Origin of the sequence: Pseudomonas sp. W5-36 (assembly GCF_046540455.1) — a bacterium.
Lineage (GTDB): Bacteria > Pseudomonadota > Gammaproteobacteria > Pseudomonadales > Pseudomonadaceae > Aquipseudomonas > Aquipseudomonas graminis_B.
Genome location: NZ_JAXCIQ010000004.1, coordinates 93,796 through 119,670 on the forward strand (window position 1 = coordinate 93,796; position 25,875 = coordinate 119,670).

29 protein-coding genes and 1 riboswitch are annotated in these 25,875 nt (G+C 62.3%); of the genes, 23 read left to right on the forward strand and 6 right to left on the reverse strand.

Annotated features, from left to right (window positions below):
- Nucleotide 1: 1 nt before the first annotated feature.
- From SLW74_RS08730 to SLW74_RS08810, 17 genes are all read left to right on the forward strand, one after another.
- Nucleotides 2–1,075, forward strand: coding sequence for an AI-2E family transporter (locus SLW74_RS08730; protein WP_065992883.1), 1,074 nt, complete (start codon nucleotides 2–4; stop codon nucleotides 1,073–1,075).
- A 216-nt stretch (nucleotides 1,076–1,291) separates the two neighbouring features.
- Nucleotides 1,292–1,996 carry a DnaA regulatory inactivator Hda gene (gene hda, locus SLW74_RS08735; protein ID WP_037011979.1) on the forward strand — a complete coding sequence of 235 codons (705 nt, stop codon included), beginning with the start codon at nucleotides 1,292–1,294 and terminating at the stop codon, nucleotides 1,994–1,996.
- A gap of 8 nt (nucleotides 1,997–2,004) precedes the next feature.
- Nucleotides 2,005–2,778 (forward strand): NAD-dependent deacylase, encoded by a 774-nt coding sequence (locus SLW74_RS08740; RefSeq protein ID WP_410928639.1) that lies wholly within the window; start codon nucleotides 2,005–2,007, stop codon nucleotides 2,776–2,778.
- Nucleotides 2,779–2,844: 66 nt separating this feature from the next.
- Nucleotides 2,845–3,546: a C40 family peptidase gene (locus SLW74_RS08745; RefSeq protein WP_065992890.1), complete on the forward strand. Its 702-nt coding sequence runs from the start codon at nucleotides 2,845–2,847 to the stop codon at nucleotides 3,544–3,546.
- A gap of 87 nt (nucleotides 3,547–3,633) precedes the next feature.
- Nucleotides 3,634–4,170, forward strand: a complete 537-nt coding sequence (locus SLW74_RS08750; RefSeq protein WP_410928640.1) for a C40 family peptidase — start codon at nucleotides 3,634–3,636, stop codon at nucleotides 4,168–4,170.
- Between the two features lie 127 nt (nucleotides 4,171–4,297).
- A riboswitch (cobalamin riboswitch) is annotated at nucleotides 4,298–4,524 on the forward strand.
- A gap of 106 nt (nucleotides 4,525–4,630) precedes the next feature.
- The gene (gene cobO / locus SLW74_RS08755) at nucleotides 4,631–5,242 is read left to right on the forward strand and encodes a cob(I)yrinic acid a,c-diamide adenosyltransferase (RefSeq protein WP_192133855.1); all 612 of its coding nucleotides are present in this window, start codon (nucleotides 4,631–4,633) and stop codon (nucleotides 5,240–5,242) included.
- Complete coding sequence (locus tag SLW74_RS08760) at nucleotides 5,239–6,540, forward strand: cobyrinate a,c-diamide synthase (RefSeq protein WP_410928641.1); 1,302 nt, start codon at nucleotides 5,239–5,241, stop codon at nucleotides 6,538–6,540. The genes cobO and SLW74_RS08760 overlap by 4 nt, the downstream gene beginning before the upstream one ends.
- 10 nt (nucleotides 6,541–6,550) lie before the next feature.
- Nucleotides 6,551–7,201, forward strand: coding sequence for a 5,6-dimethylbenzimidazole synthase (bluB, locus tag SLW74_RS08765; protein WP_192133851.1), 651 nt, complete (start codon nucleotides 6,551–6,553; stop codon nucleotides 7,199–7,201).
- On the forward strand, nucleotides 7,198–8,106 hold the full coding sequence (gene cbiB, locus SLW74_RS08770) for an adenosylcobinamide-phosphate synthase CbiB (protein WP_296310169.1): 909 nt from the start codon (nucleotides 7,198–7,200) through the stop codon (nucleotides 8,104–8,106). The genes bluB and cbiB overlap by 4 nt, the downstream gene beginning before the upstream one ends.
- Complete coding sequence (gene cobD, locus SLW74_RS08775) at nucleotides 8,099–9,091, forward strand: threonine-phosphate decarboxylase CobD (RefSeq protein ID WP_410928642.1); 993 nt, start codon at nucleotides 8,099–8,101, stop codon at nucleotides 9,089–9,091. The genes cbiB and cobD overlap by 8 nt, the downstream gene beginning before the upstream one ends.
- Nucleotides 9,088–10,557, forward strand: coding sequence for a cobyric acid synthase (locus tag SLW74_RS08780; protein ID WP_410928643.1), 1,470 nt, complete (start codon nucleotides 9,088–9,090; stop codon nucleotides 10,555–10,557). The genes cobD and SLW74_RS08780 overlap by 4 nt, the downstream gene beginning before the upstream one ends.
- Nucleotides 10,557–11,078, forward strand: a complete 522-nt coding sequence (gene cobU, locus SLW74_RS08785; protein WP_065992905.1) for a bifunctional adenosylcobinamide kinase/adenosylcobinamide-phosphate guanylyltransferase — start codon at nucleotides 10,557–10,559, stop codon at nucleotides 11,076–11,078. The genes SLW74_RS08780 and cobU overlap by 1 nt, the downstream gene beginning before the upstream one ends.
- Nucleotides 11,075–12,127, forward strand: a complete 1,053-nt coding sequence (gene cobT / locus SLW74_RS08790; protein WP_410928644.1) for a nicotinate-nucleotide--dimethylbenzimidazole phosphoribosyltransferase — start codon at nucleotides 11,075–11,077, stop codon at nucleotides 12,125–12,127. The genes cobU and cobT overlap by 4 nt, the downstream gene beginning before the upstream one ends.
- Nucleotides 12,124–12,696, forward strand: coding sequence for an alpha-ribazole phosphatase family protein (gene cobC / locus SLW74_RS08795; RefSeq protein WP_192133842.1), 573 nt, complete (start codon nucleotides 12,124–12,126; stop codon nucleotides 12,694–12,696). The genes cobT and cobC overlap by 4 nt, the downstream gene beginning before the upstream one ends.
- The gene (locus SLW74_RS08800; protein ID WP_410928645.1) at nucleotides 12,697–13,434 is read left to right on the forward strand and encodes an adenosylcobinamide-GDP ribazoletransferase; all 738 of its coding nucleotides are present in this window, start codon (nucleotides 12,697–12,699) and stop codon (nucleotides 13,432–13,434) included. It abuts the gene before it with no gap.
- Between the two features lie 258 nt (nucleotides 13,435–13,692).
- Nucleotides 13,693–14,664 (forward strand): GlxA family transcriptional regulator, encoded by a 972-nt coding sequence (locus SLW74_RS08805; protein ID WP_192133837.1) that lies wholly within the window; start codon nucleotides 13,693–13,695, stop codon nucleotides 14,662–14,664.
- Nucleotides 14,665–14,735: 71 nt separating this feature from the next.
- The gene (locus SLW74_RS08810; RefSeq protein ID WP_065992916.1) at nucleotides 14,736–15,287 is read left to right on the forward strand and encodes a glutathione peroxidase; all 552 of its coding nucleotides are present in this window, start codon (nucleotides 14,736–14,738) and stop codon (nucleotides 15,285–15,287) included.
- 110 nt (nucleotides 15,288–15,397) lie between these two features.
- Here SLW74_RS08810 and SLW74_RS08815 read toward each other — a convergent pair whose 3' ends face one another.
- The 3 genes from SLW74_RS08815 to SLW74_RS08825 all read right to left on the reverse strand — a co-directional run bounded on the left by SLW74_RS08815 (nucleotide 15,398) and on the right by SLW74_RS08825 (nucleotide 17,853).
- A complete protein-coding gene (locus SLW74_RS08815) occupies nucleotides 15,398–16,693 on the reverse strand; it encodes an OmpP1/FadL family transporter (protein ID WP_065992919.1) in 1,296 nt (431 codons plus the stop codon).
- 139 nt (nucleotides 16,694–16,832) lie between these two features.
- Entirely contained in the window at nucleotides 16,833–17,324 is a 492-nt protein-coding gene (locus tag SLW74_RS08820) for a hypothetical protein (RefSeq protein WP_192133835.1), read from the reverse strand.
- A gap of 304 nt (nucleotides 17,325–17,628) precedes the next feature.
- Nucleotides 17,629–17,853: a hypothetical protein gene (locus SLW74_RS08825; RefSeq protein ID WP_065992924.1), complete on the reverse strand. Its 225-nt coding sequence runs from the start codon at nucleotides 17,851–17,853 to the stop codon at nucleotides 17,629–17,631.
- A gap of 211 nt (nucleotides 17,854–18,064) precedes the next feature.
- On the opposite strand from SLW74_RS08825, the gene SLW74_RS08830 reads away from it, so the two are divergent.
- Nucleotides 18,065–18,256 carry a hypothetical protein gene (locus tag SLW74_RS08830; RefSeq protein WP_192133833.1) on the forward strand — a complete coding sequence of 64 codons (192 nt, stop codon included), beginning with the start codon at nucleotides 18,065–18,067 and terminating at the stop codon, nucleotides 18,254–18,256.
- 675 nt (nucleotides 18,257–18,931) lie between these two features.
- Nucleotides 18,932–20,296, forward strand: a complete 1,365-nt coding sequence (gene rmuC / locus SLW74_RS08835; protein ID WP_167355836.1) for a DNA recombination protein RmuC — start codon at nucleotides 18,932–18,934, stop codon at nucleotides 20,294–20,296.
- A gap of 133 nt (nucleotides 20,297–20,429) precedes the next feature.
- On the opposite strand, the gene SLW74_RS08840 is transcribed toward rmuC, so the two are convergent.
- A complete protein-coding gene (locus SLW74_RS08840) occupies nucleotides 20,430–20,561 on the reverse strand; it encodes a hypothetical protein (protein ID WP_410928646.1) in 132 nt (43 codons plus the stop codon).
- A gap of 99 nt (nucleotides 20,562–20,660) precedes the next feature.
- Here SLW74_RS08840 and SLW74_RS08845 point away from each other — a divergent pair, with 99 nt between their 5' ends.
- Both SLW74_RS08845 and SLW74_RS08850 read left to right on the forward strand, forming a co-directional pair.
- The gene (locus SLW74_RS08845; RefSeq protein ID WP_410928647.1) at nucleotides 20,661–22,112 is read left to right on the forward strand and encodes an NCS1 family nucleobase:cation symporter-1; all 1,452 of its coding nucleotides are present in this window, start codon (nucleotides 20,661–20,663) and stop codon (nucleotides 22,110–22,112) included.
- Nucleotides 22,113–22,294: 182 nt separating this feature from the next.
- Nucleotides 22,295–22,420, forward strand: coding sequence for a PA1414 family protein (locus SLW74_RS08850; RefSeq protein ID WP_122535674.1), 126 nt, complete (start codon nucleotides 22,295–22,297; stop codon nucleotides 22,418–22,420).
- Between the two features lie 123 nt (nucleotides 22,421–22,543).
- Here SLW74_RS08850 and SLW74_RS08855 read toward each other — a convergent pair whose 3' ends face one another.
- Together SLW74_RS08855 and speB are read right to left on the reverse strand one after the other, a co-directional pair.
- On the reverse strand, nucleotides 22,544–22,834 hold the full coding sequence (locus SLW74_RS08855; protein ID WP_065992934.1) for a hypothetical protein: 291 nt from the start codon (nucleotides 22,832–22,834) through the stop codon (nucleotides 22,544–22,546).
- Between the two features lie 418 nt (nucleotides 22,835–23,252).
- A complete protein-coding gene (speB, locus tag SLW74_RS08860) occupies nucleotides 23,253–24,203 on the reverse strand; it encodes an agmatinase (protein WP_410928648.1) in 951 nt (316 codons plus the stop codon).
- A gap of 165 nt (nucleotides 24,204–24,368) precedes the next feature.
- On the opposite strand from speB, the gene SLW74_RS08865 reads away from it, so the two are divergent.
- Together SLW74_RS08865 and SLW74_RS08870 are read left to right on the forward strand one after the other, a co-directional pair.
- A complete protein-coding gene (locus SLW74_RS08865) occupies nucleotides 24,369–25,262 on the forward strand; it encodes a LysR family transcriptional regulator (protein WP_065992937.1) in 894 nt (297 codons plus the stop codon).
- A gap of 10 nt (nucleotides 25,263–25,272) precedes the next feature.
- On the forward strand, nucleotides 25,273–25,863 hold the full coding sequence (locus SLW74_RS08870) for a tRNA-uridine aminocarboxypropyltransferase (RefSeq protein ID WP_410928649.1): 591 nt from the start codon (nucleotides 25,273–25,275) through the stop codon (nucleotides 25,861–25,863).
- Nucleotides 25,864–25,875: the final 12 nt, after the last annotated feature.

Sequence of the window (25,875 nt, forward strand, 5' to 3'; positions counted from 1 at the left end):
AATGACTGATACGCGTCGTTGGTTCTGGCTGGGCGGGGTTGTCCTGGTCTGTTTGTTCGTCTGGCTGCTGCATTCGATTCTGACCCCGTTCCTGGTGGCGCTGCTGCTGGCGTACATGGGCGATCCGCTGGCAGACCGGCTGGAAAAACTGAAGCTGTCGCGCACCATGAGTGTGGTGACGGTGTTTCTGTTGTTCACCCTGATCTTCATGGGCCTGCTGTTGGTGCTGGTGCCGATGCTGGCCAAGCAGCTTTATCGCCTGTACGAACTGGCGCCGCAGATTCTCGACTGGCTGCAGCACACCGCGATGCCGTGGGCGCAGGCCAAACTGGGGCTGGCAGAAGGGTTCTGGAAGTTCGACAAGGTCAAGGCGGCGATCTCGGAGCACATGGGTCAGACCGGCGACATCGTCGGCATCGTCCTGTCCCAGGCCACCACCTCGACCCTGGCGCTCATCGGCTGGCTGACCAATCTGGTGCTGATCCCGGTGGTCTGTTTCTATCTGCTGCGTGACTGGGACGTGATGATGGCGAAGGTGCGCAGCCTGCTGCCGCGTCATCGCGAGAAGAAAATCGTCGCACTGGCGGATGAATGCCATGAAGTCCTGGGTGCGTTCATCCGTGGCCAGTTGCTGGTGATGGTCGCGCTGGGCGTGATTTACGCCGCCGGCCTGATGCTGGTCGGGCTGGAGCTGGGGCTGTTGATTGGTGTCATTGCCGGTCTGGCGGCCATCGTGCCGTACATGGGCTTCGTCATCGGCATCGGCTCGGCGATTCTGGCCGGTTTCTTCCAGTTCGGCGGCGACCTGTACCCGATGCTGGGCATCGTCGCGGTGTTCATGGTCGGTCAGGCGCTGGAAGGCATGGTGCTGACGCCGCTGCTGGTGGGTGACCGCATCGGCCTGCACCCGGTGGCGGTGATCTTCGCGATTCTGGCGGGCGGCGAGCTGTTCGGATTCACCGGTATCCTGCTGGCGTTGCCGGTGGCGGCGGTGATCATGGTCCTGGTGCGCCATGTTCATGACCTGTACAAGGATTCGGACATTTACGGCGGTCTGGACGACCTGGATCTCTGATTCCCGCGAATCAGGATTCGTGAAGGCGCGCGGTGTTCACCGCGCGTCTCTTTCCTCCACGGCATTGTCCCGTAATCCCCTGTCATACCAGTGACCTGCGCAAGCCTTTGATTTTGCTGGCGGTCTGCCGCATTGTGCGGCCAGCCCTGCGGGTATAGACTTTGCACACTTTTCACAGAGGCCCCTTGGCGGTTCGTCACGAACCGTTCAGCCAGCATGAAACCAGTTCAGCTGCCCCTGAGTGTGCGTCTGCGTGATGACGCCACCTTCATCAATTACTATCCAGGCGCCAATGCCGCTGCACTCGGCTATGTCGAGCGGCTGTGCGAAGCCGAGGCCGGCTGGACAGAAAGCCTCATCTATCTGTGGGGCAAGAACGGGGTAGGGCGCACGCATCTGTTGCAGGCTGCCTGCCTGCGCTTCGAACAGATGGGCGAGCCGGCGGTTTACCTGCCGATGGCCGAACTTCTCGATCAAGGCGTCGGCCTGTTCGATCATCTGGAGCAATACGAATTGGTGTGCCTCGACGACCTGCAAGCGGTGGTCGGCAAACCCGAGTGGGAAGAAGCGTTGTTCCACCTGTTCAACCGCCTGCGCGACAGCGGCCGACGCTTGCTCATCGCCGCTTCATGCTCGCCCCGTGAGCTGCCGGTCAAACTGGCGGACCTGAAATCCCGGCTGACCATGGCGCTGGTGTTCCAGATGCGCCTCTTGTCCGACGAAGAAAAACTCCGCGCTCTGCAACTGCGCGCGTCCCGTCGGGGCCTGCACCTCACCGATGAGGTGGGGCATTTCATCCTCACCCGCGGCAAGCGCAGCATGAGCGCGCTGTTCGACTTGCTTGAGCAACTCGATCAGGCATCGCTGCAGGCCCAGCGCAAGCTGACCATTCCCTTCTTGAAAGAAACCCTCGGTTGGTAAGCGAGTCCGTGGTCGATCCGGCCCTGGTCCTGCAAACCGCAGCAGCCTTGCGCCACGCCACGCGGATTTTGATCATTACCGGTGCCGGCCTGTCGGCGGATTCAGGGTTGCCGACCTATCGCGGCGTCGGTGGCTTGTACAACGGCGAGACCGACGACGGCCTGCCCATCGAAATGGCCTTGTCCGGCCCGATGTTGCGGCGTGATCCCACGCTGTGCTGGAAGTACATCGCACAATTGAGCAGCGCTTGCCTGGGCGGACGTCCCAATGCGGCGCACTACGCCATCGCTGAATTGCAGCGGCGCAAGCCGGAGTGCTGGGTATTGACGCAAAACGTCGACGGCTATCACAGGGCGGCGGGCAGTCCGTCAGAGCGGCTGATCGAGATCCACGGACAGCTGGCGCCGCTGTACTGTCAATCTTGTGGCGCCGTAGATCCGCAGTCAAGCGAGCACCTCAGTCGACCACTGCCACCGCTGTGCCCCCGCTGTAGTGGCGTTTTGAGGCCATCGGTGGTGTTGTTTCAGGAGATGTTGCCGGAGTTGGCATTGAATGTGCTTCAGGAGGAGATGGCAAAAGGTTTTGACGCTGTGCTCAGCATCGGAACCACTGCCAGCTTCCCGTACATTCATGAGCCCATGCTGCGCGCTCGGGTGACGGGCGGCTTTACTGCCGAGATAAACCCTTCTCCGACCGATCATTCCGCGCACATGGATGCGTTTCTGAGGTGTAGAGCCTTAGAAGTGATGGACGACATCGTAAGTCACATTTGTTTCGATTGAATTTGCAAATGGGTACGATTGAAGGCATAGTCTTGGCTTCTTTACACTTCAGCCACGGTCGTGCACATGCTAAACCGCTTCGCACCCCTCGTGCCTCTCGCACTCGTCACGCTGTTGTTCGGCTGCGCGGCCCAGATGCCGACGTCGCAACAACAGTCGCAAAGCCCCCAATTCCGGGACTCTGCCACCGCTCAATCCGCCAGCAAGCGTGCTGATTACGCATCCTCCGTACTGGATGACGAAGTCGCTACCGAAGATGAACTCGCTCAATTTGCCGACAACAAGCCTTACCGCCTGCCGGTTCTGGCTGACAGCATCCTCGAACGCGGCAAATCCTTGATAGGCACTCGCTATCGCTTCGGCGGTACGTCGACCACCTCCGGTTTCGACTGCAGCGGTTTCATCGGTTATCTGTTCCGTGAAGAGGCGGGCATGAGCCTGCCGCGTTCTTCCCGCGAAATGATCAATATCGATGCCCCCCTCATCAAGCGCAATGACCTCAAGCCAGGCGATCTGCTGTTCTTCAGCACCGCCGGCCGCGGCCGTGTCAGCCATGCCGGCATCTACCTGGGCGATGATCAGTTCATCCACTCCAGCAGTCGTCGCAGTGGCGGAGTCCGTGTCGACAGCCTCGACGATGCCTACTGGGCCAAGACGTTCATCGAAGCCAAACGCGCGCTGGCAATGGCACCTGTAACGGCATCGTCAACGGTACCTGCAACTACCACCGCGATGACCTCGACTACAATCAAGCGCCAGCACCGTTAATTCCGGGCGCGCAAAGGGCCTGACCCTCTTGCGCGCAATCCCGGCTCTCGGCAAAGTAAGCTGCACCCCGCACAGGTTGTCGTGTTTATGTCGTTAACGGTTCGCCTGATCGTCGCCTCCCTGGCTGTGCTGCTGGCCGGATGTTCCAGCACGCCACCGCCCGCTCCACGCAAGGTCGTCTACCGGCCTGTGGTGTCCGCTCCCCCCCAGTTTTCTTCACCGCTTGCCGACGACGTCCTGTTGCGCGCGATCGGCCTTGTCGGCACGCCCTATCGCTGGGGCGGCAACACGCCTGATTCGGGTTTCGATTGCAGTGGCCTGATCGGCTACGTCTACCACGACGCCGCGGGCATCACCCTGCCTCGGTCGACGCGGGAAATGATCACCCTGCGCGGGCCTGACATCGATCGCAGTCAGTTGCAGACCGGTGATCTGGTGTTCTTCGCCACCAGTGGCGGCTCCCACGTCAGTCACGCCGGCATCTACGTCGGGGAAGGGCGGTTCGTCCACGCGCCGGCCACTGGCGGCACGGTCAAACTCGACAGTCTCGACAAGCCGTATTGGCAAAAGGCCTGGCTGAATGCCAAGCGCGTCATCCAGCCATCGAACCTGGCCAGGCAATAGCGACTTCCTGAGCACTATGCTCATCCGCTGTTGCTGGGTGAGCACGTATGCCTTTCAGGGTGAAATCCCGTTTAGCCGGAGGCGGTCTGCCTACGGTTCGATTGACGCTCCCGAGTCAACCCTCTAACCTTCGCGCCATGTTTCAGGTGCCCGGGACCCGTCAGGTCCGCAGGGTGAAACAGGGAAGCCGGTGCGATTGCTCGTGTGATCAATTCCGGCGCTGCCTCCGCAACGGTAGATGAGTCAAAGCCACGCACAATGCCACTGTGTTCGCTGAACATGGGAAGGCGCCTGGCCTGCCACGGTTGTGGCAACTCGTGAGTCCGGAGACCGGCCTGATCCATCGAACAGCATCACGGAGGGCGATGCTCTGCTGCAGGCCGGGTTTTGCCCAGTGCCTGCTGACAGTCTTTGCCTGTGCCCTCCGTTTGCCACACTTGCCCTCAAGCGGAGAGCTGAGATGAGCGAATCCCCCGAACGTGACGAACGCCACCTGGCGCGCATGCTGCGCAAAAAGGCGGTGATGGACGAGCGCATTTCCAGCGCGCCCAATGAATGCGGGTTGCTGCTGGTCCTGACCGGTAACGGCAAAGGCAAGAGCAGCTCGGCGTTCGGCATGCTTGCCCGCGCCATGGGCCACGGCATGCAGTGCGGCGTCGTGCAGTTCATTAAAGGCCGGCACAGCACCGGCGAAGAGCTGTTCTTCCGCCGCTTCCCTGAACAAGTGCGTTACCACGTGATGGGCGAGGGCTTCACCTGGGAAACCCAGGACCGCCAGCGTGACATTGCCGCCGCCGAATCCGCCTGGGCCGTGACCCGTGAAATGCTCAAGGACGCCTCCATCGGCATGGTCGTGCTCGATGAGCTGAACATCGCCCTCAAGCACGGCTATCTGGACCTGGAGCAGGTGCTGAGCGATTTGCAGGCACGTCCGCCGATGCAGCACGTGATCGTCACCGGTCGCGGGGCGAAGCAGGAATTGATCGACCTGTCCGATACCGTGTCCGAAATCGGCGTGGTCAAGCATGCCTTTCAGTCCGGCATCAAGGCGCAGAAAGGCATCGAGCTGTGAGTGAGCGCCCACCGCGGCACTGCCCGGCAGTATTGATCGCCGCCCCTGCGTCCGGTCAGGGCAAAACCACCGTCACCGCCGCACTGGCCCGCTTGCATCGCAATCAGGGCCGCAAGGTGCGCGTGTTCAAATGCGGGCCGGACTTTCTCGACCCGATGATCCTCGAGCGCGCCAGCGGCCATCCGGTGTACCAGCTGGACATGTGGATGATCGGCGAGGACGAAAGTCGGCGCCTGTTGTGGGAAGCCGCCGCGGAGGCCGACCTGATCCTCATCGAAGGCGTCATGGGCTTGTTCGACGGCACCCCGTCCAGCGCGGACCTGGCCCGGCGTTTTGGCGTGCCGGTGCTCGGGGTAATCGACGGCACGGCCATGGCCCAGACCTTCGGCGCACTGGCGCTGGGACTGGCGCGGTATCAGCCGGATCTGCCGTTTGCCGGCGTGCTGGCCAATCGCGTCGGCACCGTGCGCCACGCGCAGTTGCTGGAAGGCAGCCTGACCGAAGGCCTGCGCTGGTACGGCGCGCTGTCCCGTGAAACCGGCATTGAGCTGCCCAGCCGGCACCTCGGCCTGGTTCAGGCCAGTGAACTGAATGACCTGGACATGCGCCTCGACACTGCTGCCAACGCGCTGGCCAGCACCTGCGACGCCACGTTGCCGCCGGCCGTGACCTTCACCGCGCCTGACTTCGATCCCGCCGAACCGCTGCTGGCCGGCGTGAAAATCGCCATCGCCCACGACGAGGCGTTCGCATTTTTCTATGGTGCCAGCCTTGACCTGCTACGGGAGATGGGCGCCGAACTGTCGTTCTTCTCGCCGCTCCGCGACCGGGAATTACCCGACGCCGACAGCCTGTATCTGCCGGGCGGCTACCCGGAATTGCATCACACGGCGCTGGCCGAAAACCACAGCATGCTCGCCGCGATTCGTGCGCACCACGCCGCCGGCAAACCCCTGCTCGCCGAATGCGGCGGCATGTTGTACCTGCTCAATGCCTTGACCGATGTCGACGGCCAGCGCGCCGAAGGGGTGGGCTTGCTCAAGGGTGAAGCCGTGATGCAGAAGCGTCTGGCAGCCCTGGCCCTGCAATCGGTCGAGCTGCCGGAAGGCACGCTGCGTGGCCACACCTATCACCACTCCCTGACCAGCACCGAGCTGACCCCCATCGCCCGCGGCCTCAGCCCCAATGGCGGGCGCGGTGCCGAAGCGGTGTACCGGGAAGGGCGCATGACTGCGTCGTACGTGCACTTCTACTTCCCCTCGAATCCCCAGGCGATGGCGGCGCTGTTTTTGCCATGAGCTCGCTTGCATGACTGACCACACGTTCACCGACCCCGAACGCGCCGCCGTATACCGCGCCATCGCCGAGCGTCGCGACATGCGCCACTTCTGCGGTGGCACGGTCGCGCCGGAGTTGCTGGCCCGTCTGCTCGAAGCCGCGCACCACGCACCGAGCGTTGGCCTGATGCAGCCGTGGCGCTTTCTGCGCATCACCGACCCGGCCTTGCGCGCGCAGATTCAGGCGCAGGTGGAGGAGGAGCGCGTTCGCACCGCTGAAGCTTTGGGCGAGCGGTCTGACGATTTCATGAAGCTGAAAGTCGAGGGCATCAGCGATTGCGCCGAAGTGTTGGTCGCCGCGTTGATGGATGACCGCGACAAACATATCTTCGGCCGCCGCACCCTGCCGGAGATGGACATGGCGTCGCTGTCGTGCGCCATTCAAAACCTCTGGCTGGCGGCGCGTGCCGAAGGCCTCGGCATGGGCTGGGTATCGCTGTTCGACCCCCAGGCCCTGGCCGATCTGCTGCAGATGCCAGCCGGTTCGAAACCCCTGGCGATTTTGTGCCTGGGCCCTGTGAAGGAATTCTACCCGGCGCCGATGCTGGTGATGGAAGGCTGGGCGCAGCCGCGCGCGTTGCAAGAGCTGGTCTACGAGAACACATGGGGAGTGATTGCATGAGTGTGGCGTTATTGAGCGTCGCCGGAGTCGCGCTGGACGCGCTGCTCGGCGAGCCAAAACGGAACCACCCGCTGGTGGCGTTCGGCCGTTTCGCCGAACGTATCGAACAGCGCCTGAACGTCGCCGGCCGGGGCTGGCGCAGCCATGGCGTGAGCGCATGGTTCATCGCCGTCATTCCGCTGACCCTGATCGCCACGTTACTCAGCTGGCTGCCGTTCGTTGGCTGGCTGGTGGACGTACTGGCGCTTTACTGCGCGTTGGGCCTGCGCAGTCTGGGCGAGCACGTCGAGCCGGTTGCCCAGGCGTTGCGCAGCGACAATCTGGACGAGGCGCGCCGCCGGGTCGGTTACCTGGTCAGTCGCCAGACCTCCGAGCTGGACAGCACTGAAGTGGCCCGTGCGGCCACGGAATCGGTACTCGAGAATGGCAGCGACGCAGTGTTTGCGGCGATTTTCTGGTTCGTCGTGCTGGGCGCTCCGGGCGTCGTGCTCTACCGCCTGAGCAACACCCTCGACGCCATGTGGGGCTATCGCAACGAGCGCTTCGAACGCTTCGGCTGGGCGGCGGCGAAAATCGACGACCTGCTTAACTACATTCCCGCGCGCTTGGTGGCGTTGACCTACGCGCTGCTGGGCAACACCCGACTGGCCCTGCGTTGCTGGCGCACCCAGGCCCCGAAGTGGGACAGCCCGAACGCAGGCCCGGTGATGGCGGCCGGTGCCGGTGCGTTGGGCGTCGAACTGGGTGGTCCGGCGATTTATCACGGCGAACTGCATGAGCGTGCGACCCTGGGTGAAGGCGTCCCAGCGGACGCCGACTCTATTGATCGCGGTTGGCAACTGGTGCAGCGCGGCGTGTGGCTGTGGTTGCTGATCTTGTGTCTGGGGACAGAATTTTATGCTTGAACATGGCGGCCGATTGCGTGGCGCAGTCCTGAAATACGGCATTGATGAGGCGGACTGGCTCGACCTGTCCAGCGGGATTTCGCCGTGGTCGTGGCCGATCCCTGCGATCCCCGAAGCAGCATGGGCGCGTTTGCCGGAAACCGATGACGGCCTGGAAATCGCTGCCCGTCGCTACTACGGCGCCACGGACGTGCTGCCGGTGGCCGGTTCCCAAGCGGCGATCCAGGCGCTGCCGCGTCTGCGTCAGGCGGGCAAGGTGGGCGTGCTGTCGCCGTGCTACGCCGAGCACGCCGAGGCCTGGCGCAACACCGGTTTTCTGGTGCGCGAAGTGCTGGAGCACGAAGTGGAGCGGTTCATCGACACCCTCGATGTGCTCGTCGTGGTCAACCCGAATAACCCCACCGGCCTGAGCCTGCCGCCCGAACGCCTGCTGGAATGGCACGCGCGTCTGTCCCAGCGCGGCGCCTGGCTGGTGGTGGACGAAGCGTTCATGGACAACACGCCGGAGTTGAGCCTGGCGGCGTACACCCAGCGCGCGGGCCTGATCGTGCTGCGCTCGTTCGGCAAGTTTTTCGGCCTGGCCGGTGTGCGCCTGGGTTTTGTGCTGGCGGAGCCGCGCTTTCTGAAAGTCATGGCGCGGCAGATCGGGCCATGGTCGGTCAGCGGGCCGACGCGGATCATCGGTCAGGCCTGTCTCAACGATGTCGCCGGCCATCAACGCCAGCGTCAGCGCACCGAGCAGGCCAGCCAGCGTCTGGTGGACGTGCTCAATCGCCACGGCTTCGCGCCCAAGGGCGGTTGCGCGCTGTTCCAGTGGTTGATCACGCCGCTGGCGGAAGCGCTTTACGAATTCTGCGCACAGCGGGGCATCCTCCTGCGCATCTTCACCCACAACAGCAGCCTGCGTTTCGGCCTGCCGCGCGAAGAAGCGGACTGGCAGCGTCTTGAGCAGGCGCTGAGCGAATTCTCCCGGGAGCGGCTATGACCCTCGGCAAAACCCTGATGGTTCAGGGCACCACCTCCGACGCCGGCAAAAGCACGCTGGTGACGGCGCTGTGCCGCTGGCTGACCCGTCAGGGCGTGCGCACCGTGCCGTTCAAGCCGCAGAACATGGCGCTGAACAGCGCAGTGACCGCCGACGGCGGCGAGATCGGCCGCGCCCAGGCCGTGCAAGCCCAGGCCTGCGGCCTCGAACCCCACACCGACATGAACCCGGTGCTGCTCAAACCCAACAGCGACACCGGCGCGCAAGTGATCATCCACGGTCGCGCCGTGACCACCATGAACGCCGTCGCCTACCACGACTACAAAGCCATCGCCATGCAGGCCGTACTCGCCTCCCATCGTCGCCTCAGCGAAGGCTGGCCGGTGGTGATGGTCGAAGGTGCCGGGTCGCCGGCAGAGATCAACCTGCGTGCCGGCGACATCGCCAACATGGGCTTTGCCGAAGCGGTGGATTGCCCGGTGCTGTTGGTGGCGGACATCAATCGCGGCGGGGTGTTTGCCCATCTGGTCGGCACCCTGGAATTGCTGTCGCCCAGCGAACAGGCGCGGGTCAAAGGCTTCATCATCAATCGCTTTCGTGGCGACATCGCGCTGCTTCAGCCCGGCCTCGACTGGCTCGAACAGCGCACCGGCAAACCAGTGGTCGGCGTGCTGCCCTACGTGATGGACCTGCACCTGGAAGCCGAAGACGGCCTCGACCAGCGTCAGGCCGACAAGGCCGAGCAGGTGCTCAACGTCATCGTGCCGGTGTTGCCCCGCATCAGTAACCACACCGACTTCGACCCGCTGCGCCTGCACCCCCAGGTCAATCTGCAATTCGTCGGGCCGGGGCAGACGATTCCTGGTGCTGACCTGATCATCCTGCCCGGCTCGAAAAGCGTTCGCAGCGATCTCGAGTATCTGCGCGCCAATGGCTGGGACACCGCCATCAACCGCCACCTGCGTTACGGCGGCAACGTGCTGGGCATCTGTGGTGGCCTGCAAATGCTCGGCGAGCAGTTGCATGACCCGCTGGGGCTCGAAGGCGCTGCCGGGTCAAGCCCGGGCCTGGGGCTGTTGGCCCTGAGCACGGTGCTGGAAGAAGAGAAGCAACTGCGCAACGTCAGCGGTCGCCTGACCCTCGAAGACGCCGACGTCATCGGCTACGAGATTCATGCGGGCGTGACCACCGGCCCGGCGCTGGAACGTCCACTGGTCCAGCTCGCCGACGGCCGCTGCGATGGCGCGTGCAGCCCTGACGGCCAAGTGCTCGGCACCTACCTGCACGGTCTGTTCGAGAACCCGGCGTCGAGCAGCGCCTTGCTGCGATGGGCCGGGCTGCAGAATGTGCAGTCGGTCGATTACCACGCTTTGCGCGAGCGCGACATCGAACGCCTCGCCGATCTGGTCGAAACTCACCTGGACGGCACACTGCTGCGTGAGCTCTGCGGCCTGGAGCAACCCTGATGCTGCAATTGATCCTCGGCGGTGCGCGTTCCGGCAAAAGTCGGCTGGCTGAAAAACTCGCCAGCGACAGCGGCCTCGACGTCATCTATATCGCCACCAGTCAGCCCCTCGACGGCGAAATGAACCAGCGCGTCGCCTTGCACCGCGAGCGTCGGCCAGCTGAATGGGGGCTGATCGAGGAACCCGTCGAGCTGGCCCGCGTGCTCCGGGAAAACGCCGGGGAGGGCCGCTGCCTCTTGGTGGATTGCCTGACCCTGTGGCTGACCAATCTGCTGATGCTCGACGATCCGCAGCGCCTGGCTCAAGAGCGTGAAGCCTTGCTCGATGGCCTGGCGGAATGGCCGGGCGAGATCATTTTTGTCAGCAACGAAACCGGGCTCGGCGTCGTGCCCCTCGGTGAGCTGACCCGTCGTTATGTCGATGAAGCCGGCTGGCTGCATCAGGCGCTGGCAGAACGCTGCCATCGCGTGGTGTTTACCGTCGCCGGACTGCCCATGACCCTGAAAGGACCTGCACTATGAGTAACGCCTGGTGGCTCGCGCCTGCCCGAGACGTCGATCACGCCAGCCGCGACGACGCGATGGCCCGGCAGCAGCAACTGACCAAACCGACCGGCTCACTGGGCCGTCTGGAACACGTCGCGGTGCAACTGGCCGGCCTGCAGGGTCGTCCGAAGCCGAAGGTCGATGAGGTCTGGATCGCGATTTTTGCTGGTGACCACGGCGTAGTCGCGGAAGGGGTTTCGGCGTACCCGCAGGCAGTGACCGGGCAGATGCTGCACAACTTCATCATGGGCGGCGCGGCCATCAGCGTGCTGGCCCGGCAACTGTCCGCGCAGCTGGACGTGGTCGATCTGGGCACGGTTGCGCCGCTGGACCTGCCGGGTGTGCGCCACCTCAATCTTGGCCCGGGCACCGCAAATTTTGCCCACGGCCCGGCGATGGCGGAGGCGCAACTGCACGCCGCCCTCGAAGGCGGTCGCGACAGCGTGTTGCGCGCCAAGGCCGCAGGTACTCAGCTGTTCATCGGCGGCGAAATGGGCATCGGCAACACCACCGTCGCCAGCGCGCTGGCCTGCGCGCTGCTCGATTGTCCGGCCACCTTGCTGGTCGGCCCCGGCACCGGTCTGGATGCCGAGGGCGTGAGCCACAAGGCCCAAGTGATCGAGGGGGCCCTGCGGCTGCACGCCGACGCCGTCGGTGACGCCCTGGCCAGTCTGCGCGCCCTCGGGGGGTTTGAAGTGGCGGCGCTGGTCGGCGCCTACCTGGCCTGTGCGCAGGAGGGCATCGTCGTGTTGGTCGATGGCTTTATCTGTTCCGTGGCGGCGCTGGTGGCGGTGCGCATCAATCCGTCGTGCCGGGAGTGGCTGTTTTTCGGCCATCGGGGCGCCGAGCCGGGCCATCGTCTGGTGCTGGACGCGCTGCAGGCCGAGCCGTTGCTGGACCTGGGATTGCGTCTGGGCGAAGGCAGTGGCGCGGCGCTCGCGGTGCCGTTGTTGCGTCTGGCCTGTGAGCTGCATAACGGCATGGCGACCTTCGCTGAAGCCGCCGTGGCAGACCGCCCGGCATGACCTTGCATCTTGACCTGTTGCGCCACGGCGAAACCGAATTCGGCGGCGGCCTGCGCGGCAGTATTGACGATGCGCTGACCGACACCGGCTGGCAGCAGATGCGCGCGGCGGTGATTGATCGTGGCCCCTGGGACCGCATCGTCAGCTCGCCGCTGCAACGCTGCGCCCGCTTCGCCGACGAGCTGGCCGAGCGACTGGGCTTGCCCGTGGAGTTGGAAGCCGGTCTTCAGGAACTGCATTTCGGTGACTGGGAAGGGCAGAGCCCCGCGCAGTTGATGGAAACCGATGCTGCCGGGTTGGGCCGCTTCTGGGAGGATCCGTACGGGTTTACGCCACCCAACGGTGAGCCGGTTGAGGCGTTTGCCACTCGCGTGTTGGCTGCCGTTGAGCGGGTGCAGCGGGCGTATGACGGACAGCGCATTCTGCTGATCAGCCATGGCGGGGTGATGCGTCTGCTGTTGGCCCGCGCCCGCGGTCTGCCCCGTGAGCAATTGCTGCAGGTCACGGTGGCACACGGCTGTATGTTCGGCCTCGATGTCCAGGCCGACGGTGAGTTGACGGAGGTTTAAATGCTGCCGTTCTGGATCGCCTTGCAGTTCCTCAGCAGTCTGCCGATTCGCCTGCCGGGCATGCCGACGCCCCAGGAATCGGGGCGTTCTCTGCTGTTCTACCCGCTGGTGGGGTTGCTGTTCGGCGTGCTGTTGATGGTGCTGAATCACCTGCTCGACGGCGCGCCGACCCTGTTGCATGCCGCCCTGCTGCTGGCGGCGTGGGTGATGCTCAGTGGAGGGCTGCACCTGGACGGCCTGGCCGACAGCGCGGACGCCTGGCTCGGCGGGTTTGGCGACCGCGACCGCACGCTGCTCATTATGAAAGACCCGCGCAGCGGCCCGATTGCGGTGGTGACGCTGGTGGTGGTGTTACTGTTGAAATTCAGCGCTGTGCTGGCGTTGATTGAAGCGCACACGGGCATTGGCCTGCTGCTGGCGCCGGTGATAGGCCGCGCGGCGATGCTGGCACTGTTTCTGAACACGCCATATGTGCGCGCCGGCGGGCTGGGCCAGGCGCTGGCCGATCATCTGCCGCGCAAGGTCGGGGTGCAGGTGCTGGCAGCGGTGGCGGTGGTCTGCGTGCTCATCGGTGGCGGCGCGGCGGCGTGGGTGCTGGTCGTTTCCACGGGCGGTTTCTTCTGGCTGCGCCGGGTGATGATGCAACGTCTGGGCGGCAGCACCGGCGACACCGCCGGCGCGATGCTTGAACTGCTCGAAACCCTGGTGCTGGTGACGTTGGCGCTGATGTGGGATTGATGCAGTGTCCTGCCGCCGGCGTGCGGCGTGCGGAGTAGGAGTAGGAGTAGGAGTAGGAGTAGGAGTAGGAGCGTGGCTTGTCCCGCGATCTGCCGGGAACCGGCAGCAAAATCCTGCGCGGCGGTGTGCCAGACAGTCCGTAAGCAGACTTGCTGCCGCTGCGCGCCAGATCGCGGGACAAGCCACGCTCCTACAAACCCGCTACGCTAGCTAATCGAAGATTTATCCATGGTGTTCCGGACCAACCGGAGAGGTGTCATGCATAGCGTTGCGCTGGTGGTGTACCCGCAATTTCAGTCCCTCAGTCTGTCGGTCGGTTCCGTGCTGACCTGCGCGAACCTGATGCAGGGCGAGGCGGCGTATTCCTTTCATCTGGTGTCCGAAAGCGGCGGGGCGGTCATGTCGTCCGAAGGCTTCTCGGTCAACACCACGCCATTGCAGCCCGACGGTTACGACACCATCATTGTCAGCGGCTACATGGACCTGCAATTGCCCACCCCCAGCCTGCTTGAGTTCGTGCGCACCGCGTCGGCTCAATCGCGTCGCGTGGCGTCGCTGTGCACGGGCGGGTTTGTGCTGGCCGAAGCGGGCCTGCTCGATGGCAAGCGCGCGACCATGCACTGGATTCACGCCCCGGAGTTTCGCAAGCGCTACCCGAACGTTCGTGTCGAGGACGACAAACTGTTCACCGTGGACGGCCAGATCTGGACCGGCGCGGGCATGAGCGCCGGGCTTGATCTCGCACTGGCGATGGTCGAGAACGACCTCGGCGCCGACATCGCCCGGCAGGTCGCGCGCAAGCTGGTGATTTATCAGCGGCGCGGCAGCGAGCATTCCCAGTTGTCGACGCTGCTGGAACTGGACCCCAAGTCCGACCGCGTGCAACTGGCGCTGGCCTATGCCCGCGAGAACCTCAAAAGCGATCTTTCAATAGACGCGCTGGCGGCCATTGCCCGCTTGAGCCCCCGCCAGTTCAGTCGGGTGTTCCGCGAGGAAACCGGCCAGACCCCGGCCAAAGCCATCGAATGCCTGCGGGTGGAAGTCGCGCGGGCAATGATGGAAACCAGCCGGCATCCCATTGAGGTGGTGGCCCGGGAAACCGGCTTCGGCGATCGGGAAAGGATGCGCCAGGCGTTTCTGCGCAACTTCGGCGAACCGCCCCAGGCGATCCAGCGGGCGTTCATGGCGACCGAAAAGCCAGCTAATAGCCACGTTTCTGTGGCGCGCTAGGCATACATCGCGCGGCGGAGTAGCGTAGCGACAGCTCCACCTTTCCTGCCCGCTCTTGAATAGACGTCACCATGGCCCTTCGCTGGATTCACGCGCCTTTGCTTCTGCTTGCCCTCAGTGGCGCCGCCGCGGCCGCCGATTGCCCGCCACTGCTGCAGGGCGAGCTGCCCAAGCTGCGGGCGAAACAGGAGATCGACCTCTGCAAACAGTTCGCCGGAAAGCCGATGCTGGTGGTCAACACCGCAAGCTTCTGTGGCTTCGCGCCGCAGTTCAAAGGCCTTGAAGCCCTCAATCAGCGCTTCAAAAGCGAGGGGCTGGAAGTCCTCGGCGTGCCTTCTGATGACTTTCTGCAGGAATCCAAAGACGCTAACGAAACCGCCAAGGTCTGCTACGTGAACTACGGCGTGACCTTCACCATGACCGAGCCGCAGCCGGTGCGTGGCGCCGACGCCATCAACCTGTTCAAGGTGCTTGCCAGGCAGAGCAGCGCGCCAAGCTGGAACTTCTATAAATACGTGGTCGACCGCAAAGGCAACGTGGTTGCCAGCTTCTCCAGCAAGACCGCACCGGACGATCCCGAGCTGATTTCAGCCATCGAGAAGGCTATCGCTTCCAAACCCTAAAAACGCGCTGACGCAAAGCAGACGGGCCACAACGAAAAACCCCGCATCCATCGCTGGCTGCGGGGTTTTCTATAGGGCGGACAGGTGATCGGCCTGTCCCGCCCACTGCATCAGAAGCGGTATGTCATGCCCACGCCGAAACCGTTGGCGCTGTTGTCGTACTTGGCGTTGTAGCTTTGGCCCAGCGCGTTCGCGTCGGCAACCTTGACCTTCTCTTCCTGCAAGTAGGAGTAAGCCACATCGATGGTGATGTCGTCGGTCGGGCTGTAACCGGCGCCCAGACTGAAGATCGTGCGATCGCCCGTCGGGATGCGCGGCGAGCGGTTTTCGTTGTTGGTCGGCGACTGGTCGAACGACAGACCGGTACGCAGCACCCACTGCTTGTTCAATTGATACGACGTACCCACGGCGTAGGCCCAGGTGTCGTGCCAGTTCTGCTCTTCCTTGATGGTGCCGACCAGAGACTGAGTAGCGTCGCGACGAGACACCGGCGTAATGCCGGAGTTTTGAACAGTGATGTCTTCCAGACGGCTCCAACGCGTCCACGTTGCACCGGCGTACAGCTTCCAGGCGTCGTTCATTTTCTGAGTGACGGAGAAGTCGACGGTTTCCGGTGTATCGATGTTCAGCTTGGCGTCATAGCGACCGCCCGGCAGGATGGCCGAAGGCACGCCTGCACCCGGGGTCACTTCGGTGTGGCCTTCAAGCTTGTAGGTCACTTTGGAGTGGTAGGTCAGGCCAACGCTGGTGGTATCGGTGGCTTGCACCAGGATACCGGCGTTGAAGCCGTAACCAACGTCATCGCCCTTGACCTGCACGCGGCCGTCGCCGGTGCGGGCACCCAGCAGTGGGCTGACATTGAGTGCCGATTCCAGCGCGCCGGAAATACGGTTGATGGTCGGGCCGAAACCGATCGATACCTTGTCGTTGAAGGCGTAGCTGACGGTCGGCTGGAAGGTCACGACCTTGACGATGCTCTTGCTGCCGAAGTTGCGGCCCTGGAAGTTGTCTTCATAGTCGGTGACCAGGCCGAATGGCGCGTAGACACCGAAGCCGAACGCCCAGTGCTCGTCGACCGGGTTCACGTAGAAACCCATCGGTACGGCGATGAAAGGCACCATGTCGCCTTTGTTCGAGCCGGTGCTGCGGCCGCTGGTGTCGGTAATGTCGGTGGAGGCATCGATTGCGGCGACCCCCACGGTCGCCTGAGCGCGCTTGAGGCGCGACATGCCGGCCGGGTTGCCGTACACGATGCTGGCGTCATCGACAGAAGAGGTACGGCCCGCAAAACCGGTCCCCATGCCGCTGATGCTTTGCTCATTCAGGGCAAAGCCGGATGCAAAAATCTGGGTGGAGGCAAGAGTGATGGCGAGACTGAGGCTGGATTTGATCATTGTTTTTTTCATTGTTAGAACTCCTTGTTGATCACCGCGCGGAAATTACCAATATTTCCGCCCCCGCGCCATAGCCCGAATCAGCCTATTTAGAGCGGTTCTTGTAGGACAATCCTGAAAGTTCGCCGCTTCTTCGTTGAATACCACTCGGTCACGAAATGGCTGGCGAGGACTGAAACAGGGGGCTGACCCATGTTTGCCAGGCCGCGGTGAAATCCTGAAGCTGACCGCCAGGTTGAAATACCTCGCGCCACATCCGCGCCATGGCCAGCGAATCATCGGCATCCGGCAGCGACATATGGCTCGCTTCGACCATCAACCAGGCGATGGCGGTCGAGTAGCGCAGGTTGACGGTCAGTTCCAGATCGGGGCCGGTGAGAAACGCGTGCTGGCTGGCCAGGCCTCGAACCAGGCTGGCAAGGTCCGGATCGCGGGCGAGGTAGTGATCCCACAACTGGCGGTGCTGGGTGTCGGCGATGCTGTAAAGCCCGTGGCCGCGTGGGTTGTCCAGCTCGGCGCCTAACGCGGACTGGCTGGCGGCGACGCCCAGCAGCAGGGATTCGGCCGCTCGATTGTGTCGGCCGAGGTAGACGAGTGTCGGGCGGATGACATAGCGACACAGTTCACTGGCGGCGATTCCCATAACACCCTCGGGGAGTTGATGAGTCGGCAGGCCCTGGCGCTTGGCAGCAGGGATGGAGTGGGCCCACCGGCAGCGACCGGAGCCGCTGACTTGAAGTGTAGTGTGATATTTGCGGTGTAAAGGTCTGTTTTACGGTCAGTTCCCGTGCTGCGTCACCACGTTGACCGGCATTCATTACTGCAGCTGTCGCTTTTTATGTAAGTAAAACAGACACAAAAAAGCCCCACCGTTATCGGGTGAGGCCTTGTCGATGCAGCGATATTAACCGACGGACGGTATCAGGCAACGGTGTCAGGCAGCCATATCAGGCAACCAGGGCCTGACGCGTACGGTCGATCACAGCCTGCAGCGGAGCGTCGCTGGAGTATTGATCCGGGTACAAACGCTCGCTGTGGCGGGCGATACCGTGCTCGTTGACGATGGTGAAGCTGAAGCAGCCTTTGCGTGCTGCCATGATCAGGCAGTTCATTGGAGCAAAAGCGTTGGTCAGTGTACGAATAGCGTTTTGAGTCTGGATATGGGTAGTCATGTTATGGGTGTTTCCTCAATCGACACGCAATAAGAGGCGTGCAAAATTAAAACGTTCCAGTAAACGCGGACCGATGCTCGAATGCGAGTCAAGGGCAGGGCGCAGAACCTGTCTGGAACAAAAGCAGCCAGTTGAGCGCGTTTGAAGTGTGGCGCGGGGCTGACTGGTAGGTACTTAGGAGGGCAGGCAACACAACAAGAGCTAAGGTTCGATGCTCGAGGTGAAGATCCTGATCAATTTGCAGGCTGGTTGGGTAGAGCATGAATGTTTTACACACCCCTCCGTTTTGACGGCAGGTCGTGTGAGTTCATGTCTGGAAACCATCGAGGTGATCGATCCCTTTTTTCAATCCGTTCGCTCAGTTGGCGAACCGGGATTGGGGGATTTGTTCGATCAGAATTGACTTTCAGCTTGGTACTAACGGCGGCGATGCTAATGGAGTCGCTGGGGCAAAGCAAGCACTGATTTGCAATAGGGCAGAAGTATGCCGGAAAGCGGGCGAAAGAGCGTACAGCATATCGGGCAGAAAAGGTGGCCCAGTGCCTTATTCCCGAGAATTTCCACTGGCGATGGGGGCTGTCGAAACGGGCTTATGAACAGACGAAATGAACTTGTGCACATTGCGAAAGGTATCTGTCATGTCACTGTCACGTCGGCCGCTAAGCGCTTGATTTAATGCAACGAATTATTAAGTCAATGAAAACCATCGTTTTTTTACGCTGGTGAAAAAATCGTCAGTTTGAACGCAGGCCCCATTCTACGTGCGTTTGCGAGAGCTTAAGGGGTGTTGTCCACTGAGTTATCCACAGGTTCTGTGGATTGTCCCAAGCGCCGGCTCTATCGCGGCGCTCTTGAAGCACCCGCTGGCGGTTTTCTTTTTCCGAGGCACTGATTTACCCGGATCGGACGTCGAGCCTGCTTCTGCGCATAATGCGGTCTGCATGAATGTCGGAGTCTGGATTTTATGGTGTTTGAGTTAACCAGCCTGTTGCTGGGTTTGGCGGTGGCAGCGGTGCCTTTGTTGGGGCTGGCGTGGCAGTTGCAGCGGCGTCTGGCGCAACGGGAAGCGGACACCGCGTTGCTCGACGAGCGCTTGAGTAATGCGCAGATGGCGCAGGATGGCTTGAATGCCCAGCTCGACGCCAGTCGCGACGAGATCAGCGACCTTGCCCAGGCCAATGCGGTCAAGCAGGCGGACCTGGCGGCCCTGCGCCGGGAAGTGGAACTGCTGCGCCAACAGCATGAGGGTGCGCGGGAGGCCCAGGAAGACTGGGGGCGCGAACGGGCCGTCAGAGAAGCCGAACTGCGTCGACTCGACGCCCAGTGCGCCTCGCTGGGCGCCGAGCTGCGTGAACAGCAGGAAAGTCACCAGCAGCGCCTCACCGACCTGCAAGGCTCCCGCGATGAGCTGCGTGCGCAGTTTGCGGAGCTGGCCGGCAAGATTTTCGATGAACGCGAGCAGCGCTTTGCCGAAACCAGTCAGCAGCAGTTGGGGCAGTTGCTCAACCCGCTCAAGGAACGCATCCAGTCGTTCGAAAAGCGCGTCGAAGAGAGTTATCAGAACGAAGCCCGCGAACGTTTCTCCCTGAGCAAGGAGCTGGAGCGCTTGCAGCAGCTCAACCTGCGCCTGAGCGACGAAGCCAACAACCTGACCCGTGCGTTGAAGGGGCAGAAGACCCAGGGCAACTGGGGCGAATTGATTCTGGAGCGGGTGCTCGAACATGCCGGACTTGAAAAGGGCCGGGAGTATCAGACCCAGGTCAGCCTGAAAGGCCCCGACGGCGAGCGCTTCCAGCCCGACGTTCTGATCATGCTGCCCGGCGACAAGCAGGTCGTGGTGGACGCGAAGGTCAGCCTGACGGCCTATCAACAGTACGTGTCAGCTGACGATGAGGTGATTTCCCAGGCGGCGCTGAAACAGCACGTGCTGTCCCTGCGCAATCACGTCAAAGGCCTGTCCGGCAAAGACTACAAGCGCCTTGAGGGGCTGCACAGTCTCGATTTCGTTTTGCTGTTCGTACCGATCGAGGCGGCGTTTTCTGCAGCGTTGCAGGCCGAGCCGAACATGTTTCAGGAGGCGTTCGACCGCAATATCGTGATCGTCAGCCCGACCACGCTGCTGGCAACGCTGCGGGTCATCGACAGCCTGTGGAAGCAGGAGCGGCAGAGCCAGAATGCGCGGGAGATCGCCGAACGGGCAGGGTGGCTCTATGACAAGTTCGTGCTGTTCATCCAGGACCTGGACGAAGTCGGCAACCGCCTTCAGCAGCTGGACAAGGCCTACGGCGCCGCGCGCAACAAGCTCGTCGAGGGGCGCGGCAATCTGGTCAGCCGCAGCGAACAGCTCAAGCTGCTGGGCGCGCGGGCCAGCAAGAGTCTGCCGGCGGATCTGCTGGAGCGGGCAATGACCGACCCGGATGGACTGGCCCAGCTGCCGGAGTGATTGCGGGCGTTAATCGAAGGGGAGGCGATGAGGCTAGCGCTTATAAGTTGAACCAAAGCCCGCGCTAATCGTATACACCTTCTCGTTCATCCATCAGCCCATTTCCTGCCCGTTAAAAATGCACCGACTTTGGTCACGGTGCACTGTGGGCAGGCGCGGCGTCTGAAATCACCTCTTTGAAAATCTGACATCTTGGCCTCATCGGCTGCCGGAAACCCGCTGTCTTGGCGTCTTGCACGCGAATCTCTTCGGCAATGGCACGCATTCTGCCTCCTGTTTCGTATACAACCCACACGCGCTCCCGTACGCAGTGTGTGCACGTGTGATGCCGGGAGCCGCTTCGTCCTTATGAGGGAGAAATGCGATGACCGAGCCATTGCCGAAGGGCTACAGCCCCCGCCTGTACAATGAGGACCTGGGCCCCGTGCCGCAGAAATGGACCTGGTACAACATTTTCGCGTTCTGGATGAGTGACGTGCACAGCGTGGGAGGCTACGTCTTCGCGGCCAGCCTTTTTGCCCTCGGGCTGGCGAGCTGGCAGGTGCTGATCGCGCTGCTGGCGGGTATCTGCATTATTCAGGTGATCGCCAACCTGCTGGCCAGGCCGAGTCAGCAGGCCGCCGTGCCATATCCGGTGATCTGCCGTCTGGCCTTCGGCGTGTTCGGTGCGAATATTCCAGCGGTGATTCGCGGTCTGATCGCGGTGGCGTGGTACGGGGTGCAGACGTACCTGGCGTCCAGCGCGTTGATCATCGTGGTGCTGCGCTTCTTCCCACAGATGTCGGTCTACGCAGAGCCGCACTTTGCAGGTTTGTCTTACCTCGGCTGGTTCGGCTTCCTGGCACTCTGGGTGGTACAGGCGGCTGTGTTCTGGACCGGGATGGACTCGATCCGCCGCTTCATCGACTGGGCCGGCCCTGTGGTCTACGCCGTGATGTTCATCCTGGCGGGCTGGATTGTCTGGAAGGCGGGCTGGGCCAACATCAGTTTTACCCTCTCCGAAAAATCGCTGACCGGCTGGGAAGCGTTTTCCCAAGTGATCATGGCCACGGCGCTGGTGGTGTCCTACTTCTCGGGTCCTACGCTTAACTTTGGCGACTTCAGTCGCTACTGCCGGAGCATGTCTGAAGTACGGCGCGGCAATTTCTGGGGGCTGCCGATCAATTTTCTGGCCTTCTCGCTGGTCACCGTCGTCATCGTTTCGGGAACGTTGCCGGTGTTCGGCGAGATGTTGCATGACCCGATCGCCACGGTGGCGCGCATCGACAATGACATCGCTGTGCTTCTTGGCGCATTTGCTTTCGTGACCGCGACGATCGGCATCAACATCGTCGCCAACTTCGTGTCGCCGGCGTTCGACTTCGCCAACGTCGCCCCCAGCAAGATCAGCTGGCGCGCAGGCGGTATGATCGCGGCGGTGGCGTCCATCTTCATCACGCCATGGAATCTGTTCAACAACCCCGCCGTTATCCATTACACGCTGGACGTGCTGGCAGCGTTCATCGGGCCGTTGTTCGGCATCTTGCTGGTGGATTATTACGTGATCAAAAAGCAGCAAATCGACGTCGACGCGCTGTTCAACGATGGGCCGACCGGACGTTACTGGTACACCGGCGGCGTGAATTACACGGCGGTGAAGGCGCTGTTGCTGGCAACCCTGGCAGGCATTGCCATCACCTTCATCCCGGCATTGCAGCCGATGGCGAACTTTGCATGGTTTACAGGATGTTTCCTGGGTGGTGGCGTGTTTTATCTGCTGGCCAGACGTCGCCAGGCCCATGAATGCGCGGTGATGACGCCCGTGGTGGCAGGTTGACGGCCCTGCCGTTTGTCGCGTGATGGCTTCGAATGGCCGATTTGCAGTGTCACATCGTCATGCAAGGCGAAAAATTCCTGCCGCGACACTCGGTAGCAGGCGTAAAGTGCGCCTTAGCACTATGATCTGCTCTAGGCAGTTCGGACATTGGCTGCCGAGTATTTCCCTGAAGGGGGCGTTATATGAACAGCAAATTGCAAGAATGGCTTCACGATGTAGGCGTCGCGCTCGGGTTGATTGAAAAGCCAAAGCTGCAACCCATTCCCGTGCGCAGCAACGATGATGAGCGTCGTCGTCCACGCCGTTGAGTGCCCGGTAACACGTGTAAAAAAAGCGGCGCTATCGCCCGATAGCCCGCTCTGTTTTCCCCGACCGTTCGGTCACCTCTCCCGCATGATTCAGTTGCTTTCCCAAATCGATGCCGATTGCCCTCAGTGATGGGTTCTGCGTTTCTTCTCGACGAGAATCAGGTCAACCAGGCCCTGCAGCGTCAGTTGTCCGTAGGGTGAATGCGCGGACATACCTGCTATGTCGGCCTTAATCTGATTCGGGAGGACAACGCCAAAGTCGCTTTGCAGAATTGAAAAAAATTCGTTGAAGTCGGCTTCATCCAGCTCAAGCGCGCTCAGCGTCACGTCCTCTTCTTCCTGAATCAGGGTTTTATCGACCAGAATCTTTCCGATTGTGTCGATGACATGTTGTCTGACTTCGCTTCGCTTCATGGCAGGCCTCTGCTTTGATTCAAGTGGTAATCACCCCAACATCAAAAAACAGAGGGTTGTGGCAGAAATGCCCAGTGAGCAACCACCCTGAAAACCTGCGCTGCGATGCGCAACGTCGGCGGTCTCGGACTAAGGCTAGCCCAAGTTGGCGGGACACGAATGGAAGGTGTGTGCGGATTTTTTGTAACGGCGAGCAATGAAAGAACGGCGCGCCCGATGCAGCGCACACATGTGGGACCGGCTTCAGCCGGGAAGGCGTCAGGCGCTACGCCGCAAAATTGAGGGTGTTCATACAGGCCTCTTCCCGGCTGAAGCCGGTCCCACTAGAAAGCAGCGCGCCTGGCCTTATTGACACAGCGCACACCCATTGTGGGGCCGGCTCTAGCAGGGAAGGGGCCGGCGGGTCAAATGTGGTCTGTCAGCGGTGTGCCACGCCGGGCAGCACGCAGAGCATTTCGTAGAGCAGATTGGCGCCCAGCAACGAGGTGTTGCCGGTGGTGTCGTAGGGCGGCGAGACCTCGACGAGGTCGCAGCCGATCAGGTCCAGCCCCTGGCACCCACGGATGATTTCGATGGCCTGAATGGTGGTCAGCCCGCCGATCTCTGGCGTACCCGTGCCCGGCGCCCAGGCCGGGTCAATGCCGTCGATGTCGAAACTCAGGTACACCGGACCCCCGCCCACCTTCTCGCGCACTTCGGCCATCAGCGGCGCCAGCGACTTGTGCCAGCACTCCTCGGCCTGGACCACGCGGAACCCCTGCTTGCGGCTCCAGTTGAAATCTTCGGCGGTATAGCCCTGGGCACGCAGACCAATCTGAACCACCCGATCGCAATCCAGAAGACCTTCCTCCACCGCTCGGCGGAAGGTGGTGCCGTGGGCGATCTTCTCGCCGAACATGTGATCGTTGACGTCCGCGTGGGCGTCGATGTGCACAAGCCCCACCTTGCCGTGTTTCTTCTTCATGGCGCGCAGGATCGGCAGCGTGATGGTGTGATCGCCGCCGAGGGTCAGCGGGATGATGCCGTGCTCGAGAAAACCGTCGTAGGCCTCTTCGATGATGCGCACGGCGTCCAGCAGATTGAACGTGTTGATCGCCACGTCGCCGATGTCCGCCACTGAAAGCGAGTCAAAGGGGGCGGCGCCGGTGGCCATGTTGTAGGGGCGAATCATCACCGATTCGGCGCGGATTTCCCGTGGGCCGAAGCGGGTGCCGGCACGCAGGGACGTACCGATGTCCAGCGGCACGCCGATGAACGCCGCGTCCAGCCCGGCCGCGGTTTGCAGGTGCGGCAAGCGCATCATGGTGGCGATGCCGGCGAAGCGCGGCATTTCGTTGCCGCCCAGTGGTTGATGGAAAATCTTGTCCACGGGAATGCCTCATCGGTGGTAAGCAAAAGGGGCGGAAGCAGGCTTCCGGCATGGCCCCGATTCTGTTGACCGGACCCGCCGCGAACAATCCGTCAGGCGAAATACTTAGTTCAGATATTCCTGAAGTATCGGGTAAGCTGCGCGGAAAACCATCCTGGAAACCCCATGCCCAGCGCGCTTCCCGACCTCAAATTGCTGCGCATCTTCGCCTGCGTCGTGCGCCATCAGGGCTTTGCCAGCGCTCAGCAAGAACTCAATCTGTCGACCTCGGCGATCAGCACCTACATGAGCCAGCTTGAGGCCGCGCTCGGCATCGTGCTCTGTCATCGCGGGCGTGGCGGGTTCAGCCTGACCAGCAAGGGCGAGCTGTTTCATCAGGAAACCCTGCGCCTGCTCGGCGAGCTGGAAGGCTTCGAACTCTACGCCGCTGCGCTCAAGGGCGAGCTGCGCGGCACGCTCAATCTCGGCGTGCTGGACTCGACGGTCAGTGACCGCGCATTGCCCTTTGCGGAAGTCATCGGCGCCTACAGTGCGGAGCATCCGGCCGTGCATTTGCACCTTGCGGTGATGAGCCCCTACGAACTGCAGCTGGGCGTGCTGGACAACCGGCTGGACCTGGCGATCGGATCGTTTTCCACGCGCATGAACGGCCTGCTCTATCAGCCGCTGTACCGCGAGCAGCATTGGCTGTATTGCAGCAATCGCCACGCGCTGTATGCCGAGCGGCGCATTCCCGAGCCCGTCATCACTCAACAGCGCATGGTCGGACGCGGCTACTGGAGCCAGGCCGAACTCGCCCGTCACGGCTTCAAGCACAGCGCCGCGACCGTCGAGAGTATGGAAGCGCAGCTGATTCTGGTGCTGTCCGGCGCCTACATCGGTTACTTGCCCGAGCACTACGCGCAATCGTGGGTGGATTCCGGGCACCTGCGGGTCTTGCTGCCGGCAACCTTTGGCTATCAGGCGCCGTTCTCAATGATCCTGCGTCGCGGTCGCAGCCGTGAGCCGCTGATTCAGACCTTTCGGGATCTGCTTAAAGCGCAGCTTAATCCACTGTAGGAAACCGACGATGTCCCGTGCCCGCTGCGAACGCTGCCTGCGTCCGACCGATCATTGCCTGTGTGCGCTCATACCTGCTTTGAGCAGCCGGACGCGGGTATTGATCCTGCAGCATCCCAGCGAAGTCAATCACGCGCTCAACACGGCGCGCCTCGCAGCCCTGGGCCTTGAGAATGCGGAGTTGCACGTGGGGGAGGTGTTCGAGGATCTGACGCAATGGCTGAGCCGGCCCGGTTATCGAGCGTGTCTGCTATTCCCGGGGGAGGAGGCCGTGGCGCTGACAGCCAGCAGTGCCGACGAAGTGCCCTTGCTGCTCGTCGTGCCTGATGGCACCTGGCGCAAAGCGCGCAAGTTGCTGCACCTGAACCCCTTGCTGGCGGCGTTGCCCAGGGTCGTGCTGACGGACGCGCCGCGCTCACGCTATCGATTGCGCAAGGCGCCGGGGCCCGACGCGCTGTCGACGCTGGAGGCCATTGTCCATGCGCTGCACACGCTGGAGCCGGAGACATCATTCGAGGGCTTGTTGCGCCCGTTCGATGCACTGATCGACGGACAGATTGCGGCAATGGGCGAAGAGACGTTTCGCCGCAATCATTCCTAAAGGCGGGATCGG

What these genes read in the sequence shown, in the direction of transcription:
- SLW74_RS08730 (WP_065992883.1), top strand. Translation starts at nt 2, where the DNA reads ATGACTGATACGCGTCGTTGGTTCTGGCTGGGCGGGGTTGTCCTGGTC.
- hda (WP_037011979.1), top strand. Translation starts at nt 1,292, where the DNA reads ATGAAACCAGTTCAGCTGCCCCTGAGTGTGCGTCTGCGTGATGACGCC.
- SLW74_RS08745 (WP_065992890.1), top strand. Translation starts at nt 2,845, where the DNA reads ATGCTAAACCGCTTCGCACCCCTCGTGCCTCTCGCACTCGTCACGCTG.
- SLW74_RS08750 (WP_410928640.1), top strand. Translation starts at nt 3,634, where the DNA reads ATGTCGTTAACGGTTCGCCTGATCGTCGCCTCCCTGGCTGTGCTGCTG.
- cobO (WP_192133855.1), top strand. Translation starts at nt 4,631, where the DNA reads ATGAGCGAATCCCCCGAACGTGACGAACGCCACCTGGCGCGCATGCTG.
- bluB (WP_192133851.1), top strand. Translation starts at nt 6,551, where the DNA reads ATGACTGACCACACGTTCACCGACCCCGAACGCGCCGCCGTATACCGC.
- cbiB (WP_296310169.1), top strand. Translation starts at nt 7,198, where the DNA reads ATGAGTGTGGCGTTATTGAGCGTCGCCGGAGTCGCGCTGGACGCGCTG.
- cobD (WP_410928642.1), top strand. Translation starts at nt 8,099, where the DNA reads ATGCTTGAACATGGCGGCCGATTGCGTGGCGCAGTCCTGAAATACGGC.
- SLW74_RS08780 (WP_410928643.1), top strand. Translation starts at nt 9,088, where the DNA reads ATGACCCTCGGCAAAACCCTGATGGTTCAGGGCACCACCTCCGACGCC.
- cobU (WP_065992905.1), top strand. Translation starts at nt 10,557, where the DNA reads ATGCTGCAATTGATCCTCGGCGGTGCGCGTTCCGGCAAAAGTCGGCTG.
- cobT (WP_410928644.1), top strand. Translation starts at nt 11,075, where the DNA reads ATGAGTAACGCCTGGTGGCTCGCGCCTGCCCGAGACGTCGATCACGCC.
- cobC (WP_192133842.1), top strand. Translation starts at nt 12,124, where the DNA reads ATGACCTTGCATCTTGACCTGTTGCGCCACGGCGAAACCGAATTCGGC.
- SLW74_RS08800 (WP_410928645.1), top strand. Translation starts at nt 12,697, where the DNA reads ATGCTGCCGTTCTGGATCGCCTTGCAGTTCCTCAGCAGTCTGCCGATT.
- SLW74_RS08805 (WP_192133837.1), top strand. Translation starts at nt 13,693, where the DNA reads ATGCATAGCGTTGCGCTGGTGGTGTACCCGCAATTTCAGTCCCTCAGT.
- SLW74_RS08810 (WP_065992916.1), top strand. Translation starts at nt 14,736, where the DNA reads ATGGCCCTTCGCTGGATTCACGCGCCTTTGCTTCTGCTTGCCCTCAGT.
- SLW74_RS08815 (WP_065992919.1), bottom strand. Translation starts at nt 16,693, where the DNA reads ATGAAAAAAACAATGATCAAATCCAGCCTCAGTCTCGCCATCACTCTT.
- SLW74_RS08820 (WP_192133835.1), bottom strand. Translation starts at nt 17,324, where the DNA reads ATGGGAATCGCCGCCAGTGAACTGTGTCGCTATGTCATCCGCCCGACA.
- SLW74_RS08825 (WP_065992924.1), bottom strand. Translation starts at nt 17,853, where the DNA reads ATGACTACCCATATCCAGACTCAAAACGCTATTCGTACACTGACCAAC.
- SLW74_RS08830 (WP_192133833.1), top strand. Translation starts at nt 18,065, where the DNA reads ATGCTCGAGGTGAAGATCCTGATCAATTTGCAGGCTGGTTGGGTAGAG.
- SLW74_RS08840 (WP_410928646.1), bottom strand. Translation starts at nt 20,561, where the DNA reads ATGCGTGCCATTGCCGAAGAGATTCGCGTGCAAGACGCCAAGACAGCG.
- SLW74_RS08845 (WP_410928647.1), top strand. Translation starts at nt 20,661, where the DNA reads ATGACCGAGCCATTGCCGAAGGGCTACAGCCCCCGCCTGTACAATGAG.
- SLW74_RS08850 (WP_122535674.1), top strand. Translation starts at nt 22,295, where the DNA reads ATGAACAGCAAATTGCAAGAATGGCTTCACGATGTAGGCGTCGCGCTC.
- SLW74_RS08855 (WP_065992934.1), bottom strand. Translation starts at nt 22,834, where the DNA reads ATGAAGCGAAGCGAAGTCAGACAACATGTCATCGACACAATCGGAAAG.
- SLW74_RS08865 (WP_065992937.1), top strand. Translation starts at nt 24,369, where the DNA reads ATGCCCAGCGCGCTTCCCGACCTCAAATTGCTGCGCATCTTCGCCTGC.
- SLW74_RS08870 (WP_410928649.1), top strand. Translation starts at nt 25,273, where the DNA reads ATGTCCCGTGCCCGCTGCGAACGCTGCCTGCGTCCGACCGATCATTGC.